Genomic DNA, 21478 nt, shown 5'->3' on the forward strand with positions numbered 1-21478 from the left:
AGCAGCGGCATCGCGTCGGAGGCGGTGACCAGCTCCCGCAGCGGATGCCGGGCCAGCACCGCGTCCACCTCCGGCGTCAACGCCGCCGAAAGCCGGGACGCGGCCGGCCGGCTGTCGTCCCGCAGGGCCGCCACGGCGGCCAGGACGGTCTCCCGTTCGCCGCTCTCCTCCGGCACCCCGGCCGCCGCCCGCTCGTACAGCCGGGCGCCCTCCTCCAGGACCAGCTCGGTGTCCTGCCCCGCCGGGATCTTGATCCGGGCGGTGTGGCGCCAGGTGGCGACCGGATCGGACCAGGCCTCGACCGTGTACGTCCAGCGGCCCGGCTCGCCGGCGGTCACGGTGGCGCCCCACCGGTCGGTGCCCGGCGCCAGTTCGCGCATCGGAGTCCAGAGACCCGGACGGCCCCGTGGATCGCGCAGCACGACGTTCGCGGCCACGGCGTCATGGCCCTCACGGAACACGGTGGCCGTGACCTGGAACGACTCACCGGTCACCGCCTTGGCGGGCCTGCGACCGTGCTGGACGACCGGCCGGACGTCGAGCACCGGGATCCGGCCGACGGCGGTGCCCCGGCCGACGGGGTCCGGCTCCGGCGGCGCGCCCGGGTGCCGGGCCCGGTCCGGGGTCGGGGCCACGGTGTCGGCGCTCCTGGCGTGTGCGCCGTTCGTACTGGTGGTCGGGGGTGGTGCCGAGTGGTGCTTGGCGGGCATGACCGCTCCTGTCCGCGTCACGAGGGTGTAGGGCGGATATCCGTGGGGAGGTGGGTCCTGCGTGTGTGCTGTCGGTTGTACCGGAGGAGCCTTCCCACCCTATTCGGGTGAGCAATCCGGCACTTTGTTAACTACTCACGCGTATGTCCACACGCAAAGTTGGCCTCGTCTTGGCCCGTCCGCCAGGCGCGGCCCCAGCGGCACCCGCACCGGCACGGGTACCGTTTTGTGTGACGGGGCGCACAGTGCCGTGCGTCCTTCCAGCGAAGCGCACCGTGCCGTGCGTCCATCAGCGAACGCGCCGAGGTGGAATGTGAAGGCGATCCGTCGGTTCACCGTCCGTCCCGTTCTTCCCGAGCCCCTGCAGCCCCTCAGCGAGCTGGCCCGCAATCTGCGCTGGTCCTGGCACGCCGAGACGCGTGACCTCTTCCAGTCCGTCGACCCCGAGCGCTGGGCCTCCTCGGGCGGCGACCCGGTGCGGCTCCTCGGCAGCGTGCGCCCGGCCCGGCTGGCCGAGCTGGCCGGCGACCGCCGTTTCCTGCGCCGGCTGACCGCCGCCGCCGACGACCTGCGCGACTACGTGGCCGGTGACCGCTGGTACCAGGGTCGCTCCGACGGCCTGCCGGCCGCCGTCGCCTACTTCTCGCCGGAGTTCGGCATCACGGCCGCCCTGCCGCAGTACTCCGGCGGCCTGGGCATCCTCGCCGGCGACCATCTCAAGGCGGCCAGCGATCTCGGCGTCCCGCTGATCGGGGTGGGCCTGCTCTACCGGCACGGCTACTTCCGGCAGACGCTGTCCCGGGACGGCTGGCAGCAGGAGCACTATCCGGTCCTCGACCCCAACGAGCTGCCCGTCACCCGGCTGAGGGAGGACGCCGGCAGCCCCGCCCGGGTCTCGCTCGTCCTGCCTCGCGGCCGGTCCCTGCACGCCCGGATCTGGGTGGCCCAGGTAGGCCGGATCCCGCTGCTGCTGCTGGACTCCGACGTGGAGGAGAACGACCTCGGCGAGCGCGGGGTGACCGACCGGCTCTACGGCGGCGGCAGCGAGCACCGGCTGCTCCAGGAGATGCTGCTCGGTATAGGAGGGGTGCGCGCGGTCCGGACGTACTGCCGGCTCACCGGGCACCCCGAGCCGGAGGTGTTCCACACCAACGAGGGCCACGCCGGCTTCCTCGGCCTGGAGCGGATCGCCGAGCTGTGCGACGGCGGGCTGGACTTCGACGCGGCCCTGGAGGCGGTGCGGGCGGGCACGGTCTTCACCACCCACACGCCTGTCCCGGCCGGCATCGACCGCTTCGACCGCGAGCTGGTCGCCCGCCACTTCGGACCGGAGGCCGAGCTGTCCGGCATCGACGTCGAGCGCATCCTCCGGCTGGGCATGGAGACCTATCCGGGCGGCGAGCCCAACCTGTTCAACATGGCCGTGATGGGGCTCAGGCTCGCCCAGCGCGCCAACGGGGTGTCGCTGCTGCACGGCAGGGTCAGCCGGGAGATGTTCTCCGGGCTGTGGCCGGGATTCGACCCCGACGAGGTGCCGATCACCTCGGTGACCAACGGCGTGCACGCCCCGACCTGGGTGGCGCCCGAGGTGTTCCGGCTGGGCGCCCGGCAGATCGGCGCCCAGCGCACCGAGGACGCGCTGTCGGTGGGCGGCTCCGACCGCTGGGACGCGGTCGCCGACATCCCCGACGAGGACATCTGGGAGCTCCGCCGCGAGCTGCGGGAGCAGCTGGTCGTGGAGGTGCGCAAGCGGCTGTGGGCGGCCTGGCGGCAGCGCGGCGCGGGGACGGCGGAGCTGGGCTGGATCGACGGCGTGCTGGACCCGGACGTGCTGACGATCGGCTTCGCGCGCCGGGTGCCCGCCTACAAGCGTCTGACGCTGATGCTGCGCGACCGCGACCGGCTGATGGACCTGCTGCTGCACCCCGAACGGCCGATCCAGATCGTGGTCGCGGGCAAGGCGCATCCCGCGGACGACGGCGGCAAGCGCCTCATCCAGGAACTGGTCCGCTTCTCCGACGACCCGCGGGTGCGGCACCGCATCGTCTTCCTGCCCGACTACGGCATGGCGATGGCGCAGAAGCTGTACCACGGCTGCGACGTGTGGCTGAACAATCCGCTGCGCCCGCTGGAGGCCTGCGGCACCTCCGGGATGAAGGCGGCCCTGAACGGCTGCCTCAACCTCTCCGTGCTGGACGGCTGGTGGGACGAGTGGTGCCAGCCCGACTTCGGCTGGGCCATCCCGACCGCCGACGGCGTCGGCTACGACGCCGAGCGTCGCGACGACCTGGAGGCCGCCGCGCTGTACGACCTGCTGGAGCAGCGGGTGGCGCCGCGCTTCTACGAGCGGGGCCGGGGCGGGCTGCCCGACCGCTGGATCGAGATGGTCCGCCGCACCCTGACCCTGCTGGGCCCGAAGGTGCTGGCGGGGCGCATGGTCCGCGAGTACGTCGACCGCCTGTACACGCCCGCCGCCCACGCCCACCGAGCCCTGGGCCCGGACGCGGCGCGGGAGCTGGCGGCCTGGAAGGCACGGGTGCGGGCGGCCTGGCCCGAGGTGACGGTCGACCACGTGGAGACCGTCATCCCGGTCGCCGAAGGCGTGGAGGCGCCCTCGTCCACGGCCTCCGCCGAGCTGGGCTCCACCCTGGGCCTTCGGGTGCGGGTCGGTCTGGGCAGCCTCGGCCCGGACGACGTCGAGGTCCAGGCGGTCTCCGGCCGGGTCGACGAGGAGGACCGCATCACGGACGCCTCCACGGTCCCGCTGAAGCCGAACGGCGCCCCCGACGCCGACGGCCGATGGGTCTACGAGGGCCCTCTCTCCCTGGATCGCACCGGTCCCTACGGCTACACGGTGCGCATCCTGCCCACCCACCGCCTCCTCGCCTCCGTCGCGGAACTCGGTCTGGTGACCGTGCCCTCCGAGGAGGCCGGGGAGGGGGCGGGCGTGCTGCTGCGCTAAGGGCCCCCGCTGGAAGGCGAGGCGGCGGCGAACGGGGCGTCACGGCTCGGCCGAGGCCGTCGTGGAACGGTCCGGGCCCCCGGCTCCGCCGCCCGTGGGGGCGACAGGAGCCGGGGGCCCGAGGTGGTCCCGTGGTACGGGTGTCAGATCACGAAGTTGTAGATCTGCCAGCCCCAGCCGTTCTTGACGCGACCGGCGAACGGCGCCGACGCCTGGCCCGTGCCCTTGTAGAACCACAGGTTGCCGTCGGAGTCCCGGGCGAGGAGGTCACCGCGCCCGTCGTGATCGAGGTCGCTGACGCCCGCCAACGTGTTGTAGACGGACCAGCCGCCGCCGATCCTGGTGCGCGCGGCGAACGGCGCGGACGCCTGACCGGTGCCCTGGTACAGCCACAGCACGCCCGACTTGTCGCGGGCCACGAGGTCGGCCTTGCCGTCACCCGTGATGTCCCCGGTGGAGGTCATCAGGTTGTAGGTGTTCCAGCCGCCGCCGATCCGCGTGCGGCCGAGGAACTGCCCCTTCGCCGTGTTGGTGCCCGTGCCCGCGTACAGCCACAGCACGCCCGACTTGTCGCGGGCCACCAGGTCGGGCTTCCCGTCACCGGTCAGGTCCCGGGCGCCCCACAGGCCGTTGTAGGTGTTCCAGCCGTAGCCCACCAGCACACGGGACCGGAACGGCTTGTTCAGGTTGCTGTTGCCCTGGTAGTACCAGAGACTTCCGCTTCCGCTTCCGTCGCGCGCCACCATGTCGCCGGTTCCGTCCGCGCGCAGCGCCGTCATCGGGGTGACGGTGTTGTACGCGTTCCAGCCGCCGCCGACCCGGTAGCGGGTGTAGAACGGCGTGGTGCCGCTGCCCGTGCCCTGGTACTGCCAGAGCACACCGGAGCCGTCGCGGGCGACCACGTCGTAGCGGCTGGTGCCCGGGTCCGGCGCGGTGCCGGTGGCCGTGACCACGTCGCTCGACTTCACCCAGGCGATGCGGTGGTTGTAGCGGATCGGGTAGAAGGTCTGCGTGCCCGTGACCAGCGTCCTGTCGTGGTCCGCGGTGCCCGCGTAGGTGCCCGCGTACCAGTAGTCGCCGCGCTGTGCGGGACCGGCCTGCACATACGCCTGGCCCGAGGGGAGGCTGTACTTCGACAGCGACGCGCCGTTGTCCTTCTGCACGTCCACACCGGTGCCGGCGTAGGCGGCGTCCTCCGGGTAGGCGCGTCCGTACACGGGGATGGAGCCGGCGCCCGACTTGGCCTTCAGCACCGCGGCGCCGGACGTGGCGACCGGGGCGGTGAACTGGCCGCTGGGGTTGTGGAACCAGGCCTTCTTGCCGCCGTACCAGATGGCCGTCCAGTTGGTCTGGAACTCGGCGACGACGTACTCGCCGCCGGCCACGACCTTGTTGCCCCAGTTGGGCGCGTCGGTGGACTTGACCGTCGGCATGTACGGATCCGTGATCATGGCGGAACCGGTCGACGGGGCCGTGTACAGGTAGCCGAAGTTGGCCGGCTGCTTGGCGACCGTCTTCCCGCCGTACGTCAGCGTGGGCTGGTTGGCCGTCGTGAACGGCGGCACCACGCGGACCACCTGGCCGGCCTTGAGCGGACCGCCCGCGCCGTCGCTGCCGGTGGGCGCGCCCAGCAGGGACATGTAGCGGTTCCAGTCCCAGAACGGGCCCGGGTCCCAGTGCTGCGTGGCGACGTTCGCGTCCAGGACGCCCGGCACCTCGTCGTGGCCGATGATGTGCTCGCGGTCCAGCGGGATGTCGAACCGGGCCGCCAGGTACTTCACCAGGGCCGCCGACGACTCGTACTGGGACGGCGTGTACCAGCTGCCGTCCTTGACGGCGTAGCCCTCGTGCTCGATCCCGATCGAGTGCATGTTGACCGTCTTGTTGGCCGCGTGCCAGGCCTCGTCCTTGGTGGCCACCATCTGCGTGACCAGGCCGTCGGACGCACGGATCAGGTAGTGCGTGCTGGCGTAGCTGGCCGGGTTCTGGAAGACGCTCAGCGAGCCGTCGTAACTGCCCTCGGTGTCGTGGATGACGATGTAGCGGATGTCCTCGCCGTTGGCCGGGCGGTTGGACACGTTGTAGTTGCCGAAGTCGTCCGGCGTGCTGCTGTTCTGCTTGAACGCGGCGGGCTTGAAGTCGCAGTTGAGGCCCGAGGGGCACTCCGGCGCCTGGGCGGTCGTGTACGTCGCCTGCTTCGCCAGCGGCACCTTCGCCGGGACCGCGGGGGTCACGGAGGGGTCGGCGGGCAGGGTCACCTGCTGGCCCTCCGCCGTGACGGTGCTCTGCCCGTGGTGGATGGTGTCGAAGACGCGCTTGGCGAACAGGGCCGCGCCCTTGGTGTCGGGCGACTGGCTGTAGCGTGCCACGGCCGGGTACCACTGGCCGGGGTCGGCCGACAGCGAGCGGCCGGAGTCACGCTGGTACTCGGCCAGCAGCGCGGCACCGGCGCGGATGCTCTGCTCGGTGTCGCTCTGCACGTCCTCGACGGACTTGTCGATGAGCTCCGCGCCCTTGTCCAGCGTGTGCAGCCGCGGATCGTCGGTGTCGACGGCCGGCGGGGCGGACTTGAGGGCGCGGGCGGCGTCGAAGTGCTTGGAGACGGCCGGGTCGCCACTCATGTCGAGGTGGGCCAGCCGCTCCTTGTCCGTGGGCTTCTTCACGTCGTCGGAGGTGACCCGGGTCAGCCCCATGACGTTGTACGAGCCCGTGGTGCTCGGCTCACCGTCGTGCGAGTCCCAGAGGGAGGACTGGTAGGAGACGGCCATGAGGACGCTCTTGGGAACGTCGAACTCGCGGGCCGCCTGGTCGAACTCGTGCTGCAGCCGCGCTCCGGCCGTCACGTGAGGCGTGTCCGCGGAACCCTGCGCGGCGATGGCGATGGTTCCGGCAGCCGCCGTCGCGACGACACCGGACGCCACGCCGTATATCAGGAACCGTCTTCTGCGGCTCAGTCGATGACGTTTCAAACCCCACCCCTATGCAGTTCTCGTCAGAGGAAGCGCAATCTAGCAAGTCTCATGTGTCCTAGCGGACACAGGGGACCCAGCGTTACTCGGGCTGGAACTCCGCGCACAGCCGGCGCAGCACCGTGCCGCACCGACGTGCGTAGGCGTGCTGGAAGCCGCGGACGGCCGGGCCGCCGGCGCGGGCGTACCACTTGGCGGGGCGGCTGAAAGCGCTCACCGTCAGCCAGACGGTGCCGTCTCCGGTGCGGTCGACGACGAAGGACTCCTCGCCGGTCTCCGGGTGGCCCGGCAGGGTGCCGTAGGCCCAGCCGGCGCGGCGCGGTTCGTCCAGCGTCCACACGATGCGGCAGGGGGCCTTGATCATGCCGGCCAGGGTGACCGTGATGTCGGCGCCGGGTGCCGCGCGGTCGGCGGAGGCGTCGACGCCCACGCCGACCGCGCGGTGCAGCTCCCAGGTCAGCACGGCCTCGGCGGCGCGCCGGAACACCTCCTCGCCCTCTCCTATGCGGGTGCGCACGTGCAGGGGGTGGAAGCCGGGCGGGCAGTGTCCCTGCTCGCGGGTCGCGCCGACCTCCTCGTAGGTGAAGTCCTCCGAAGACATGGGACCCAAGCCTAAGTGCTCTCCCCAGCGTGACCGGGGCGGCGTCCGGGAGCCGTTCCTCCCGGGCGCCGCCCCCTCGTCAGCTGCCCTCCGTTCAGTCGACGTTGACCGCGGACCAGGCCGCGGCGACCGTCTTGTACTCGGTGCTGGTCGAGCCGTACAGGGCCGACGCCGCGTTCAGGGTCGCCGTGCGGGCGGCCCTGTAGTCGGTCGTCGACGTCATGTACGTGGTCAGCGCCTTGTACCAGATCTGCAGCGCCTTGGCCCGGCCGATGCCGGTGACCGTGGAGCCGTTGTACGTCGGCGAGTTGTAGCTGACGCCGTTGATGGACTTGGCGCCGCTGCCCTCGCTCAGCAGGTAGAAGAAGTGGTTGGCGACGCCGGACGAGTAGTGCACGTCCAGGCGGCGCACGCGGGAGGACCAGTAGTCGGCGGAGCCGCCGTCCTTGCTGGGCTTGTCCATGTAGCGCAGCGGGGTGCCGTCGCCGTTGATGTCGATCTTCTCGCCGATGAGGTAGTCGCCCCGGTCGGCGGAGTTGTCGGCGAAGAACTCGACGCCGGTGCCGAAGATGTCGGAGGTGGCCTCGTTCAGACCGCCGGACTCACCGGAGTACCTCAGCCCGGCCGTGTTGGAGGTGACGCCGTGGCTCATCTCGTGGCCGGCCACGTCCAGCGCGGTCAGCGGGTGGTTGTTGCCCGAGCCGTCGCCGTAGGTCATGCAGAAGCAGCTGTCGTCCCAGAACGCGTTGACGTAGTTGCTGCCGTAGTGGACGCGCGAGTACGCGGCCTTGCCGTCGTTGCGGATGCCGTTGCGGCCGAAGGTGTTCTTGTAGAAGTCCCAGGTCTCCTGCGCGCCGTAGGCGGCGTCGGCGGCGGCCGTCTGGTCGGAGGTGGAGCTGGAGGCGGTGCCGGTGCCCCACACGTCGTCCGCGTCGGTGAACAGCGTGCCGGTGCCCGAGGTGCCGCGGGCCAGGTTGTACGTCTTGTGGCCGCCGCGCGAGGTGTCGTACAGCTGGTACGTCGACCCCGACAGGTAGGTGCCCAGCGTCACCGTGCCCGAGTACAGCGTCTTGCCGGTGCCGGTCTCGATGCCCTGGAACTCGTAGAGCTTCTTGCCGGTGGCGGCATCGGTGATGACGTGCAGCTCGTTCGGGGTGCCGTCGTCCTGGAGGCCGCCGACGACGGTCTCGTAGGCGAGAACCGGCGTGCCGGTCGCCGCCCAGACGACCATGCGGGGGGACTGCTCGGCGGCGGTCTTCGCCGAACCGGCGTCCTGGGCGAGGGCCAGCGCCTGCTTCTCCGCCTCGGCGGGGGCGACCTTCGGCGTGAGCGAGGCCACCTTGATGGCCGCCTTGGTGGCCTTGGTGACGCCTTCGGTCTTCCCCGACCCGGCGGTGTGGACGACCAGGTCGCCGCCGAGGACCGGCAGGCCGGCGTAGGTGCGCTCGTAGCGGGTGTGCACCGTGCCGTCGACGTCCTTGACGACGTCCTTGGCGACGAGCTTCTCCTCGGCGCCGAGGCCTATCACCCTGGCGGTGTCGGCCGCGCCGGACTGGGCCTGCCGGAGGAGGGAGACGCGCGCCGCGCCGGAGAGCGCGGTCGGGGCGGCGGCGAGTGCGGCGTGGCCCGTGGCGTCGGCGGGAGTCTGTGCGGAAGCACTGGTGGTCAGACCGGTGCTGAGAAGGGCTCCGGCGGCGACGGCGGTGGCGACGGCCAGAGTGGTGCGCTTGTGACGCGCGTAGCGGGGAGTCACACAAGCTCCTTCGTGGGGGAGTCCGGCAGGCGTGGGGTCGCCGGGCCGGAAAGGGGGGCAGGTTGCTGTGCTCGTGCGGCGGGTGCAGGAAGAGTGGCATCCATGCCGCGTACATGTCATGATCCCGAAGTGATGTTGGCCGAAATTCGACGTACGCGTGAGGGTGCGGCAGCGTGAACGGGCGCCGTCCCGGGTGATCCACCACCGGAACGGCGCCCTGTCCTCGGGGTTCTGTCGCTTACCAGAAGCGCCTAGGGAAAGGTCAGCTTCCAGCCGTCGATGTAGCCCGTGTCCAGCCGACCCAGGTCCCGGACGCGCAGCTTCCAGGTCCCGTTGGCCGTTTCGGAGGACGCGTTGACCGTGTAGGTCGCGTGCACGTCGGGGGTCGGGTCGTAGGCGCTGTTCTTCAGCCGGTACGTGGAGCCGTCCGGAGCGACCAGGTCGATCTGGAGGTCACCGCTCCAGGTGTGCACGATGTCCACGGAGACCTGGAGGTTGGACGGGGCGTTGCCGCTGCGCCCGGAGACCGTGATGGACGAGGTGACCGCCGATCCGGGGTAGTCCGGGATCTGCACGTCGGAGCTGCTCTCGAACGAGGTGCCCCCGCCCCCGCCGCCACCGGAGCGCGAACCGACCGAGACGGCCGCCCAGGCGTCCTGCACCGCCTTGTACTCGGCGCTGGAGGTGCCGTACAGCTCACCGGCCGCCGCCAGGGTGCCGGTGCGGGCGCTCGCGTAGTTGGTGGTGGAGGTGAACTTGGTGGTCAGCGCCCGGTACCAGATCTGGAGCGCCTTGGCCCGGCCGATGCCGGTGACCGGCAGCCCGTCCGACGTGGGCGAGTTGTAGCTGACGCCGTTGACGACCTTGGCGCCGCTGCCCTCGCTCAGCAGGTAGAAGAAGTGGTTGGCGATGCCGGACGAGTAGTGCACGTCCTTGTTGCCGACACCCGAGTACCAGTAGTCGGCGGAGGCGCCGTCCTTGCTGGGCTTGTCCATGTAGCGCAGCGGGGTGCCGTCGCCGTTGATGTCGATCTTCTCGCCGATGAGGTAGTCGCCGACGTCCGTGCTGTTGTCGGCGGAGAACTCCACGCCGGTGCCGAAGATGTCGGAGGTGGCCTCGTTCAGACCGCCGGACTCACCGCTGTAGTTGAGGCCCGCGGTGTTGGAGGTGACGCCGTGGCTCATCTCGTGGCCGGCCACGTCCAGCGACGTCAGCGGGTCGGCGTTGCCCGAGCCGTCGCCGTAGGTCATGCAGAAGCAGCTGTCGTCCCAGAACGCGTTCACGTACGAGTTCCCGTAGTGGACGCGCGAGTACGCGGCCTTGCCGTCGTTGCGGATGCCGTTGCGGCCGAAGGTGTTCTTGTAGAAGTCCCAGGTGACCGCCGCACCGTAGTGCGCGTCGGCGCCGGCGGTGGCGGCGTCGGAGGTGGTGCCGTTGCCCCAGGTGTCGCTGGACTGGCTGAACAGCGTCCCGGTGCCGGAGGTGCGGTGGTTGAGGTTGTACGTCTTGTGGCCGCCGCGCGCACCGTCGTTCAGCGTGTAGGCCGAACCCGACAGCGTCGTGGTCAGCGGGACCTGGCCGCTGTACTGGGTGTTGCCGACGCCGGTCTCGATGCCCTGGTAGCGGAACAGCTCCTTGCCCGTGCTCGCGTCGGTGATCACGTGCAGCCGGTTCGGGGTCCCGTCGTCCTGGAGGCCCCCGACGACCGTCTCGTAGGCCAGCACCGGCTTGCCGCTCGCCGCCCAGATCACCGTACGGGCGGACGGGTCGGCCGACGCCTCGGTGCCGCCCAGCGCCCCGGCGCTCCGCACGGCCTGCTTCTCGGCGGTCGCCTTCGACACCTTGGGCGTGAGCGAGGCCACCTCGACGGCCGCGCCGGTCGCCTTGCGCACGTGCTCGGTCCGCCCCGACGCGGCGGTGTCCACGATCAGGTCGCCGCCGAGGACCGGCAGGCCGGCGTAGGTGCGCTCGTAGCGGGTGTGCAGGGTGCCGTCGGCGTCCTTGACGACGTCCTTGACGACCAGCTTCTCCTGGGCGCCGAGCCCGAGGTCCTTGGCCGTGCGCGCCTTGGCGCCGTCGGCGTCGCGGATCAGCTCGGCACGCTGCGAGGGCGTGAGCTTGACCGCGACATGGGCCGGGTCGATCTTCCCGGAGCGCGGCGCCTGGGCCGGGCTGGCGCTCGCCGCGCCCGACTGGACGGCCGTGGCGATCAGCGCGGCGACACCGGCCAGGGCGATGCCCGCGGCCCGCCGGTGGGTGATGTGGGAGGTGCGTCTGCGAGAGCTGCTGCTACTCAACACTGACTCCTTCTGCGTGGCCGCGGGTCACGCGGCCAGGGGAGAACCGGACGCGGGGTGAGACGTCCGGGCAGAACTGCGTGGAACGCGGAACCAGGTGTGCGGACGTGCGCGGTGCAGGTGCGAGGTGCGCAGTGCGTCAGGCGCGTGGAGCGCCGGCCGGATCACGGCCGTGGAACCGTGGGGGGATGCTGTGGGGTGGCTGTGAACGGCCGAGGGGAAGAGTGGCAGGAGAACGGCGTTCTTGTCAGGGGCGCGTCACAAACTTGGCCGGAAATCGTTCGTTGTCCGGATGTTCCTGTTCGGTATGCGAACCTGGTACGGAGTCGCTTCGGCGTTCCGGCCCAGGTCAGGCGGGGTGACTCAGGCGTCGAGGAGCGCCGGGAGATCGGTGAGGCGGTCGATGCGCCAGTCCGCCGCCACCACCACCTCCGGGTCGTCCGCCCACAGATGCCCCCACGGCCCCCGCCGCAGATGCGCCACGCGCAGCCCGGCCGCCTTCGCCGGGAACACGTCGTTCACCGGGTGGTCTCCCACGTAGAGAGTCGCGCCCGCCTCCGCCCGCCCCGCCTCCACCACGCGCCGGAAGAACTCCGGCCGCGGCTTGGCGACGCCCCACTCCCCGGAGGTGGCCACGACGTCCGCCGGCAGGTCCAGGGCGCGCAGCAGTTCACCCACCCGGGCCGTCTGGTTGCCGGCGACGACCACACGCAACCCCCGCGCCCGCAGCGCCGAGAGGACCGGGCGCACGTCGTCGTAGAGATCGTCCTCGCCGAGGTACTCCCCCCGGCCCGCCGTCTCGCGGGCACGGAACTCGGCATCGACGTCGAGACCCGGACGCACCAGCCGCAGCGCCTCCGTGTTGTCGTCGCCCCGCGCGACGACTGCGCCGACGAGCGCGGACAGGGTGTGACGGGGGACCTTCAGCCAGTCCGCCCAGTCCACCCAGTAGCGGTCGTCCCTGACGAGCGTCTCGCCGACGTCGAACGCGATGGTCTCGATCACCCTGCGAGCTTACGGCGCACCGTCCCCGTGCCAGGTGCGCCAGAGCGCCGCGTACGCCCCGTCGGCCGCCACCAGCTCCTCGTGGGTGCCCAGTTCGGTCAGCCGGCCGTCCTCCATGACCGCCACCCGGTCGGCGTCATGGGCGGTGTGCAGACGGTGCGCGACGGCGATGACGGTACGGCCCTTCAGCACGGCCGCCAGGGCGCGCTCGGTGTGCCGGGCGGTCGCCGGGTCGAGCAGGGCCGTGGCCTCGTCCAGGACCAGCGTGTGCGGATCGGCCAGGACCACCCGGGCCAGGGCCAGTTGCTGGGCCCGCGAGCCGTCCGTACGGACGCCGTCCGGCTCCAGCTCGGTGTCCAGTCCGTCCGGCAGCTCCGCGACCCAGGCATCCGCGCCCACGGCGGCCAGCGCCGCCCACAACCGCTCGTCCGGCGCCGCCGGTTCGGCGATGCGAAGATTGTCGCGGACCGTACCCAGGAACACGTGGTGCTCCTGGGTGACGAGCACGACCTGGCGGCGCAGCCGCTCCGGCTCCAGGCCCGCCACCGGCACCCCGCCCACCGTCACCGAGCCCACGCCCGGCGCGTCGACGCCCGCGAGCAGCCGGCTCAGCGTGCTCTTCCCGGCCCCGGACGGCCCCACCACGGCCAACCGCTCCCCGGGCCGCACCGTCAGATCGACCCCGCGCAGCACCTCGCCGCCGTGGTCGTAGGCGTAGTGGACCCCGGTGACGTCGATGCGGTCGTCCGCCGGGGCGGGGGAGCCGGCCGGCGCCGCGTGCGGGGCCCGGGCCAGGCCCTCCACCCGGGCGAACGAGGCGCCGCTGCTCTGCAGTTGCTCCACGTGCATCAGGATCTGGTCCAGCGGCTCGGTGAACTGCCGCAGATACAGGGCGGCGGCCACCACCGCACCCAGGCTCACCGCGCCCCGCGCGTGCAGTACGCCCCCGACCAGCAGCACCCCGGCCACGGGGAGGACGTACGACACCTCGACCGCGGGGAAGAACACGCTCCGCAGGAACAGCGTGTGGAACCGGGTGCGCCGGGACGTCTCCAGCGCGTCCCGGCTCGCCGCGATCCGCCGCTCGGACAGCCCGAACGCCTCCACCGTACGAGCCCCGGACGCGGTCGCCGCAACGATCTCGGCCACCTGGGAGGTGGCCGCGCCCTCGGCGAGGTAGCCGTCCCTGGCCCGGCGCAGGTACCAGCGCAGGGCCACCCAGACGGGTGTCAGGGCCAGTACACCCACAGCGCCGAGCAACGGGTCGAGGACGAACACGGCAGCCAGCACGAACAGCGCCTGCACGGCGCAGACGAGCAGTTCCGGACCCACGTCCCGCAGGGTGGTGCCGACCACGTCGACGTCCGCGGTGCCGCGCGTGGTCAGGTCGCCGGTGCCGGCCCGCTCCACCACCGAAGCGGGCAGCGCCAGTGCCCGGTCCACGAACTCCTCGCGCACCCGCGCCAGGGTGCGTTCGCCGAACCGGTGTCCCGCATACCGTGCCCAGCGGGCCGACAGCAACTGCGCCAGCGCACACACCAGGACGGCCGGAGCCAGTCGGTCCACGGGACCGACCCCGTCCCCGGCCCGGACGTGGTCGACGATCCGGCCCAGCAGCCACGGCCCGGCGAGACCTGCGACGGCGGCCAGCACGTTCAGGACGACGACCGTGGTGAACGCCCGGCCGTCGGCCCGGACCAGACGCAGCGTGGCCCTCCGCACGTCCGCGGGCGCGGCGATCGGCAGCCGGTCGGCAGTCCGGTCGGTCATCGCACGGCCTCCTCGGCGGCGTCGGCGGCGGTGTCCTCGGTGTGCTCCGTCTCCTCGAACTCCTCGGTCTTCTCGGTCTCCTCCGCGTCCCGCGCCACCAGCGCCCGGTAGCCGGGCTCGGCGGCGAGCAGCTCGTGGTGACCGCCCGTCGCGGCAACCTTCCCGTCGACCAGATAGTGCACGGTCTCGGCGTGGTCCAGCACCAGCGGTGAGGTGGTCGTGACGACGGTCGTACGGCCGTCCCGCGCCTGCCGCAGCCGGTCCGCCACCGCCGCCTCGGTGTGTGCGTCCAGTGCCGAGGTCGGTTCGACGGCCAGCAGCACCTCCGGGTCGGCGAGCAGCGCCCGCGCCAGCCGGATCCGCTGCCGCTGTCCGCCGGAGAGGCTGCGGCCCTGCGCGGCCACGGCCGAGTCGAGCCCGTCCGGCAGCCCCCGCACGATGTCTTCGGCGACCGCCGCGTGCAGCGCGCGTGCCACCTCGGCCGCGTCGCGTTCCCGGCGCCCGCCCAGCAGTTCCCGCAGCAGGCCGGCGAACAGATCGGCCTCGTTGTCGGCGACCAGGATCCTCTCCCGTACGGCGGACAGTCCGATCGCGTCCAGCCGCACCCCGCCCCAGGTGGCCTCCGACGGCTCGTAGCGGCCGAGGCGGTCCACCACCGCCGCCGCGTCGGCGGGTCGGGCGCCGGCCAGCGCGGTCAGCCGCCCCGGCAGCACCCGCACACCCGACTCGGGGTCGTGCAGCACCGAGGGTTCCGCGGGCGCCTCCCGCGTGCCGGTGTCCTTCGCCGGCTCCACCCGCAGCAGCCCCACCACCCGACGTGCGGCCACCACACCGCGGCTGAGCTGGTAGCCCGCCTCCACGAAGAACGCCACCGGCGTCACCAGGACCGCGACATAGCCGTACACCGACACCAGCTCGCCGACGGTGATCCGCCCCTCGGCGGCCAGCCGGGCCGCCGGCCAGGTCACCACGGCCAGGAACAGCGCCGGCAGCCCCGTCCCGAGCGCCTGGAGCCAGCTGGTCACCGCGCCCACCCGGTAGCCCTGCGCCCGCAGCCGCTGCGAGTCCCGGCGGAAGGCGTCCGCCAACAGGTCCTTGCCGCCCAGCCCGTTGAGGACGCGCAGACCGCCGGCCATGTCGCCGATCCGCGCGGTCAGCAGGCCCTGCCGCTCCCGGTACTCGCCCTCGGCGCCCTGCAGCCGCCGCGTCAGCGGCCCCACGAGCAGCACGGTCAGCGGCACCCCTGACAGGACGACGGCGGCCAGCGGCGCCGAGACCGACAGCAGCAGCGCGGCCACCACCGCGTAGACGACGACCGCACCGACACCGGGGCCGACGACCGTCAGGCACTGGCTGATGGTCCGCACGTCGCCGACGCCGATGGTGACGACCTCCCCGGCCCCGACCCGGCGCGGCAGTGCCGCCCCCAGCCGGACCACGTGGCCGACGACCACCTTGACCGTGCGGAAGTTGGCGTCCATCCGCACCCGGGTCATGGTGCGGTGCCGCATGATGCTCAGCCAGGCGTTGAACGCGCCGACGGCGACGAGTGCGGCCGTCCAGCCCGCCAGCGCCGCCGTGTTCCCCGGCACGAGACCGTCGTCGATCGCCCGCGACATCAGATACGGCGTCGCCGCCAGCAGCACCATCCAGACGCTGGCCAGCACGGCCCCGGCCGCCGCCCGCCTCGGCTGGCACCTGACCAGCCACCACAGATACCGCCAGCCGCCGCGGCTGTCGGGCATCCCCGGGTCTGCGTACGCGTCGATCACCGTGCCCCCGTCCCCTTCGTCAAGGCCGCGCTCGTCCCGTCGTTCCGGGGCGGACCGGTCTCCTCCGCTCAGGCCAGACTGTCGCGCCAGGCCCGGTGCAGACGCGCGAAGCGCCCGGTGCCCCTGATCAGGTCGGACGGGAGACCGTCCTCCACGACGCGGCCGTGCTCCATCACCAGCACCCGGTCGGCGATCTCCACGGTGGACAGGCGGTGCGCGATCACCACGGCCGTACGTCCGCGCAGGACCGTGTCCATCGCGCGCTGCACCGCCCGCTCGCCGGGGATGTCCAGGGAACTGGTCGCCTCGTCCAGGATCAGCACCGACGGGTCGGCGAGCAACGCCCGGGCGAAGGCGACCAGTTGCCGCTGCCCGGCCGAGATGCGGCCGCCCCGCTTGCGTACGTCCGTGTCGTAGCCGTCCGGCAGGGCGCTGATGAAGTCGTGGGCGCCGATCGCCTTCGCGGCGTGCTCGATCTCTTCGCGGGTCGCCTCCGGGCGGCCGATGGCGATGTTCTCGGCGACCGTGCCGGAGAACAAGAAGGCCTCCTGCGTCACCATGACCACCCCGCGCCGCAGTTCGGGCACGGCGAGCTCGCGCAGGTCCACCCCGTCCAGCAGCACCCGGCCGTCCGTCGGGTCGTAGAATCGCGCCAGCAGCTTGGCCAGGGTGGACTTGCCCGCGCCGGTCGAGCCGACCACCGCCACGGTCTGGCCGGCCGGGACGGTCAGGTCGAAGCGGGGCAGCACCTCGCCGCCGGTGCGGTAGCCGAAGCGGACGCCGTCGAAGACCACCGTCCGGCCGGGGAGGGCGGACGCGAGCGGCGGGAGCCGGCGCGGCGCCGACGGTTCCGGCACCGACGGCATCTGGGCCAGCAGACCCGCGATCTTCTCCAGCGAGGCCGCCGCCGACTGGTAGGAGTTGAGGAACATGCCGAGCCGGTCGATCGGGTCGTACAGCCGGCGCAGGTACAGCACCGCAGCGGCCAGTACCCCCAGCTCCAGCGAGCCGTCCGTCACCCGCCATGCGCCCCAGAGCACGATCGCCGCGACCGCCGTGTTGGCCACCAGCCGGGAGCCGACGACATAGCGGGCCATCTCCAGCAGCGCGTCGCCGTTGGTGCGTTCGTGGCGGCCGTTGAGGACGCGGAAGTCGGCGTCGTTGGCCGCCTCGCGGCGGAAGGCGCGCACCGGCCGGATGCCGTTCATCGTCTCCACGAACTTCACGATCACCGCCGCGATCGCCGTGGACCGCTTCCGGTACACCTGTCCCGCGCGCCGCCGGTAGACCCGCACCAGCAGGTACAGCGGTACGAAACTGGCCACCGCGACCGCGCCGAGGCCCACGTCCAGCCACAGCAGCATCGCCGAGATGGAGACGAAGGAGAGGATGACCGTGACCAGCTCCTGGAGGCCCTCGCTGAGCAGCTCGCGCAGCGACTCCACGTCCGTGGTGGAACGGGAGATGAGCCGGCCCGAGGTGTACCGCTCGTGGAAGTCGACGCTCAGCGCCTGGGCGTGGCGGAAGATCCGGCCGCGCAGCTCCAGCAGCACGTCCTGGTTGATCCGGGCCGCGGCCACGATGAACGCCCACTGCAGGGCGCCGGAGGCCAGCGCGCACAGCAGATAGCCGGCGGCCACCGCCACCAGCGGCCCGCGGTCGTGCTCGCGCAGGGCCGGCACGGCGGTGTCGATGGCGTACGCCACCAGCAACGGACCCGCCTGTACCGCCGCCTGCTGGAGCAGCAGCAGGAGCGTGGTGCCCGCCACGCGGGCCCTCATGGGCGCCAGCAGCGAGCGCAGCAGGGCGGCGGTGGCGCCCGGGGGAGTGGGCAGGACGTCCCGGTCGAAGGGGTCGCCCTCGTCCCGGGGCAGCGGCGGGTCGGCCTCGTCCTCGGTGGTGGGGACGGAGGCTGTGGGGGCCGTCATCGGTCGTCGTCCTCCTCGTCTCCCGAAGCGCCCGACATCAGCCGGGCGTACTCGGCGTCGGCGCGCAGCAGTTCGTGATGGGTGCCCACGGCGGCGATCCGTCCGTTCGACAGCAGGGCGACGCGGTCGGCCAGCAGCACCGTGGACGGGCGGTGCGCCACGATCAGGGCGGTGGTGTCGGCCAGCACCTGGCGCAGGGCCGCCTCGACGGCCGCCTCCGTGTGCACGTCCAGGGCGGAGAGCGGGTCGTCCAGGACGAGGAAGCGCGGGCGGCCGACGACCGCGCGGGCCAGCGCGAGACGCTGCCGCTGACCGCCGGAGAGGCTGAGACCCTGCTCGCCGACCTGGGTGGCGGCGCCCCGCGGAAGGGCGCGCACGAAGCCGGCCTGCGCGACGGACAGGGCGCGCTCCAGCTCGGCGGCGCCCGCCGTGCCGTCGGAGCCCATGAGAACGTTGTCGGCCACGCTCGCGGAGAACAGGGTGGGCTCCTCGAAGGCCACGGCGACCAGCGCGCGCAGCTCCTCGCGCGTCATGGTGGTGATGTCCCGGCCGTCGAGGGTGATCCGGCCCTCGGTGACCTCGTGCAGGCGGGGGACGAGCGCGGTGAGCGTCGTCTTCCCGCTGCCCGTCGCGCCGACCAGGGCCATGGACTCGCCGGGGCGGACGTACAGGTCGATCCGGTCGAGGAGGGGCGGGGAGTCCACCGGGGCGTCGGGGTAGCGGAAACGTACGCCCTCGAACCGGAGCCCGCCGTGAGCCGCGGGCGGTCGTGCCTCCCGCGGCGCTCGACGCCTCGGTGCTGCCCCCTGGACGGCACCGGTGGGCGCGGCCCGGTCCGACTCCGGCTCCGCGTCCATCACCTCGAAGTACCGCTCCGTGGCCGTGGCCGCCTCCTGGCTCATCGCCAGGAGGAAGCCGATCGACTCCACCGGCCACCGCAGCGCGAGTGCCGTGGAGAGAAAGGCGACCAGCGTGCCCGCGGACAGCGACCCGTCGGAGACCTGCACCGCGCCCACCACCAGCGTGCCCCCGATGGCCACCTCGGGGAGGGTCATGATGACCGCCCAGATGGTCGCCAGCAGGCGGGCCTTGCGCAGTTCGGTGCCGCGCAGGGTGTGCGAGAGCTCGCGGAACGCCCGGGCCTGACTGCGGTGCCGGCCGAACCCCTTGATGATGCGGATGCCGAGCACACTCTCCTCGACCACCGTCGTCAGGTCCCCCACCTGGTCCTGCGCCAGCCGGGCCACGTGCGCGTACCGCTTCTCGAAGACCGCGCTCAGGGCGATCAGCGGCAGGGCGGGCGCCAGCATCACCAGCCCCAGCGTCCAGTCCTGGAGCAGCATGATGACCACGCCCACCAGGATCGTCACGCCGTTGACCAGCAGGAACGTCAGCGGAAAGGCGAGGAACTGGCGCAGCAGCATCAGGTCGGTCGTGCTCCGGGAGAGCAACTGTCCCGAGGGCCAGCGGTCGTGGAAGGCGACCGGCAGCCGCTGCAGATGCCGGTAGAGGTCCGCCCGCATCTCCGCCTCGACATGTGAGAGCGGACGGGCCACCAGCCACCGCCGCAGGCCGAACAGCAGCGCCTCGGCCACACCGAGCAACAGCAGGTACAGCGCGCCGAGCCACACGCCCCCCGGGTCACGGCCCGCGACCGGCCCGTCCACCAGCCACTTCAGGACGAGCGGGATCACGAGTCCCACGCAGGAGGCGACGATCGCGACGAACGCGGCGAGCGACAACCGCGCCCGTACCGGCCGGACGTACGGCCACAGACGCAGCAGCGAACGGACGGCCGACCGGTCGGGACGGCCGGCGGGGGCGGGGGCGGGTGTGGTGGGCATCATGAGCGAGCGTACGGATCGCCGCTGACATCGCCCACCGAGTTTTCGGCGGACCTCACTCGGCCGACGGTCCTACGACCTGCGCGTTCGACCGCTCGAACCGCTGTGACCGCCGTCCGGTCGTAGCGCGGCATCAACCGATCGGCTGATGCCCCTTCGAGCGCGTCGGCCGATGCGCCCGGGGCCCGCCCGCCGGGACCCTGAGACCATGTCCGTCATCGAAGTCAGCGAACTGCGCAAGTCCTACGGCGGCCGGAACGTCGTCGACGGCGTCTCCTTCGCCGTCGACGAGGGTGAGATCTTCGGCATCCTCGGCCCGAACGGCGCCGGCAAGACCACCACCGTGGAGTGTGTCGAAGGGCTGCGCGTCCCCGACGCGGGCCGGGTCCGGGTCGCCGGCCGGGACCCCGTCGCCGACCACGACGAGGTCGCCGGGATCCTCGGCGCCCAGCTCCAGCAGAGCGAGCTCCAGCCCAAACTGACCGTGCGCGAGGCGCTGGAACTGTACGCCTCCTTCTACCCGAACCCCGCCGACTGGCGGCCCCTCGCCGAGCGCCTCGGCCTCACCGCCAAGCTCGGCACCCGGTTCGCCAAGCTGTCCGGCGGGCAGCAGCAGCGCCTGTTCATCGCGCTCGCCCTCATCGGCAACCCGCGGGTCGTGGTGCTCGACGAGCTGACCACCGGCCTGGACCCGCGAGCCCGCCGTGACACCTGGCAGCTGATCGAGGACGTCCGGGCGGGCGGGGTGACCGTGCTGCTCGTCACCCACTTCATGGAGGAGGCGCAGCGGCTGTGCGACCGGATCGCCGTGATCGACAAGGGGCGGGTCGCGGCGCTGGACACCCCGGCCGGGCTCATCCGCCGGTCGGCGGGCGCCACCGTCATCAGCTTCACCCCGTCCGCCCCGCTGGACGACCACGACCTCGCCTCCCTCCCGGCCCTCGCCTCGATCGCGCACAAGGACGGCCGGATCACGCTCTCCGGCACCGACGAGACCGTGAACGCGGTCATCACCCTGCTCGCCCGCCACCGCGTCACGGCCCACCAGCTGCGGGTCAGCGACGCCACTCTGGACGACGCGTTCCTCGACCTGACCAAGGAGGCCGCGGCATGAACACCGCCGTCCTGCGCACCGAGTTCCGTCTGTTCCGCCGGGAACCCGGCGCCATCTTCTGGATCTTCCTCTTCCCGACGCTGCTGCTGGTGATCCTCGGCTCGATCCCGTCGTTCCGGCACGCCGACGAAGCGCTCGGCGGGCTGCGCCCCGTCGACGCCTACACGCCCATCGCCGTCCTGATCGCCCTGATCATGTCCGGGGTGCAGTCACTGCCCCAGGCCCTGACCGGCCACCGGGAGCGGGGCATCCTGCGCCGGATGCGGCTCACCCCCGTGCGGCCCACCGCCCTGCTGTCCGCGCAGATGGTCGTCCAGGGAACGGTGGCCCTGGCCTCGGCGCTGCTCGCGCTCGCCGTCGGCCGGCTCGCGTTCGACGTGCGGCTGCCCGAGCAGCAGGCCGGATATCTGCTGGCGCTGCTGCTCGCGGCCGCCGCGGCCCTCGCCCTGGGCTCGGTCGTCTCGGCGCTGTCCCGCACCACGAAGATCGCGGGCGCCATCGGCTCGGCGGTGTTCTTCCCGATGATGTTCTGCGCGGGCGTGTGGCTGCCCGTGCAGGAGATGCCGCACACACTGGCCCGTGTGGTCCAGCTCACGCCGTTCGGCGCGGCGGCCCGCGCTCTGGGTGAGGCGGCCGCCGGCGACTGGCCCGGCTGGCAGTACCTCGGCGTGCTCGCCGGCTGGACGGTGCTGCTGACGGCGGGGGCGGCCCGCTGGTTCCGCTGGGAGTGAACGAGCCGTGCCGGACACTGGT

Annotated in this window: 13 protein-coding genes; 3 read left to right on the forward strand and 10 right to left on the reverse strand. The window is 72.4% G+C overall.

Going from position 1 to position 21478, the window contains the following annotated elements; all coding sequences use genetic code 11:
• A partial coding sequence (locus ACWDUZ_RS30065; RefSeq protein ID WP_451634951.1) for a maltotransferase domain-containing protein occupies nt 1–710 on the reverse strand: 710 nt, incomplete at its 3' end.
• A 313-nt stretch (nt 711–1023) separates the two neighbouring features.
• On the opposite strand from ACWDUZ_RS30065, the gene ACWDUZ_RS30070 reads away from it, so the two are divergent.
• The gene (locus tag ACWDUZ_RS30070; RefSeq protein ID WP_451634952.1) at nt 1024–3672 is read left to right on the forward strand and encodes a glycosyltransferase family 1 protein; all 2649 of its coding nucleotides are present in this window, start codon (nt 1024–1026) and stop codon (nt 3670–3672) included.
• Between the two features lie 143 nt (nt 3673–3815).
• Here the strand turns inward: ACWDUZ_RS30070 and ACWDUZ_RS30075 are convergent, their stop codons facing one another.
• The 9 genes from ACWDUZ_RS30075 to ACWDUZ_RS30115 all read right to left on the reverse strand — a co-directional run bounded on the left by ACWDUZ_RS30075 (nt 3816) and on the right by ACWDUZ_RS30115 (nt 19611).
• Nucleotides 3816–6593 (reverse strand): N-acetylmuramoyl-L-alanine amidase, encoded by a 2778-nt coding sequence (locus tag ACWDUZ_RS30075; protein WP_451634953.1) that lies wholly within the window; start codon nt 6591–6593, stop codon nt 3816–3818.
• Between the two features lie 130 nt (nt 6594–6723).
• Nucleotides 6724–7242, reverse strand: a complete 519-nt coding sequence (locus ACWDUZ_RS30080; RefSeq protein WP_451634954.1) for a DUF1990 family protein — start codon at nt 7240–7242, stop codon at nt 6724–6726.
• 94 nt (nt 7243–7336) lie between these two features.
• The gene (locus tag ACWDUZ_RS30085; RefSeq protein ID WP_451634955.1) at nt 7337–8995 is read right to left on the reverse strand and encodes a M4 family metallopeptidase; all 1659 of its coding nucleotides are present in this window, start codon (nt 8993–8995) and stop codon (nt 7337–7339) included.
• A gap of 251 nt (nt 8996–9246) precedes the next feature.
• The gene (locus ACWDUZ_RS30090; RefSeq protein ID WP_451634956.1) at nt 9247–11292 is read right to left on the reverse strand and encodes a M4 family metallopeptidase; all 2046 of its coding nucleotides are present in this window, start codon (nt 11290–11292) and stop codon (nt 9247–9249) included.
• A gap of 363 nt (nt 11293–11655) precedes the next feature.
• Entirely contained in the window at nt 11656–12297 is a 642-nt protein-coding gene (locus ACWDUZ_RS30095; protein ID WP_451634957.1) for an HAD family hydrolase, read from the reverse strand.
• A gap of 9 nt (nt 12298–12306) precedes the next feature.
• Complete coding sequence (locus tag ACWDUZ_RS30100) at nt 12307–14067, reverse strand: ABC transporter ATP-binding protein (RefSeq protein ID WP_451634958.1); 1761 nt, start codon at nt 14065–14067, stop codon at nt 12307–12309.
• Nucleotides 14064–15839: an ABC transporter transmembrane domain-containing protein gene (locus tag ACWDUZ_RS30105; RefSeq protein WP_451634959.1), complete on the reverse strand. Its 1776-nt coding sequence runs from the start codon at nt 15837–15839 to the stop codon at nt 14064–14066. The genes ACWDUZ_RS30100 and ACWDUZ_RS30105 overlap by 4 nt, the downstream gene beginning before the upstream one ends.
• 68 nt (nt 15840–15907) lie before the next feature.
• On the reverse strand, nt 15908–17767 hold the full coding sequence (locus tag ACWDUZ_RS30110) for an ABC transporter ATP-binding protein (RefSeq protein ID WP_451634960.1): 1860 nt from the start codon (nt 17765–17767) through the stop codon (nt 15908–15910).
• A complete protein-coding gene (locus ACWDUZ_RS30115) occupies nt 17764–19611 on the reverse strand; it encodes an ABC transporter ATP-binding protein (RefSeq protein ID WP_451634961.1) in 1848 nt (615 codons plus the stop codon). Before ACWDUZ_RS30115 ends, ACWDUZ_RS30110 begins: the two co-directional genes overlap by 4 nt.
• Before the next feature lie 208 nt (nt 19612–19819).
• On the opposite strand from ACWDUZ_RS30115, the gene ACWDUZ_RS30120 reads away from it, so the two are divergent.
• Both ACWDUZ_RS30120 and ACWDUZ_RS30125 read left to right on the forward strand, forming a co-directional pair.
• Nucleotides 19820–20725 carry an ABC transporter ATP-binding protein gene (locus ACWDUZ_RS30120; RefSeq protein ID WP_451634962.1) on the forward strand — a complete coding sequence of 302 codons (906 nt, stop codon included), beginning with the start codon at nt 19820–19822 and terminating at the stop codon, nt 20723–20725.
• Nucleotides 20722–21456: an ABC transporter permease gene (locus tag ACWDUZ_RS30125; protein ID WP_451634963.1), complete on the forward strand. Its 735-nt coding sequence runs from the start codon at nt 20722–20724 to the stop codon at nt 21454–21456. The genes ACWDUZ_RS30120 and ACWDUZ_RS30125 overlap by 4 nt, the downstream gene beginning before the upstream one ends.
• The last annotated feature ends 22 nt before the right edge of the window (nt 21457–21478 follow it).

Source organism: Streptomyces sp. NPDC003393 (assembly GCF_053589015.1).

What these genes read in the sequence shown, in the direction of transcription:
- ACWDUZ_RS30080 (WP_451634954.1), bottom strand. Translation starts at nt 7,242, where the DNA reads ATGTCTTCGGAGGACTTCACCTACGAGGAGGTCGGCGCGACCCGCGAG.
- ACWDUZ_RS30100 (WP_451634958.1), bottom strand. Translation starts at nt 14,067, where the DNA reads ATGACCGACCGGACTGCCGACCGGCTGCCGATCGCCGCGCCCGCGGAC.
- ACWDUZ_RS30110 (WP_451634960.1), bottom strand. Translation starts at nt 17,767, where the DNA reads ATGACGGCCCCCACAGCCTCCGTCCCCACCACCGAGGACGAGGCCGAC.
- ACWDUZ_RS30115 (WP_451634961.1), bottom strand. Translation starts at nt 19,611, where the DNA reads ATGCCCACCACACCCGCCCCCGCCCCCGCCGGCCGTCCCGACCGGTCG.
- ACWDUZ_RS30120 (WP_451634962.1), top strand. Translation starts at nt 19,820, where the DNA reads ATGTCCGTCATCGAAGTCAGCGAACTGCGCAAGTCCTACGGCGGCCGG.
- ACWDUZ_RS30125 (WP_451634963.1), top strand. Translation starts at nt 20,722, where the DNA reads ATGAACACCGCCGTCCTGCGCACCGAGTTCCGTCTGTTCCGCCGGGAA.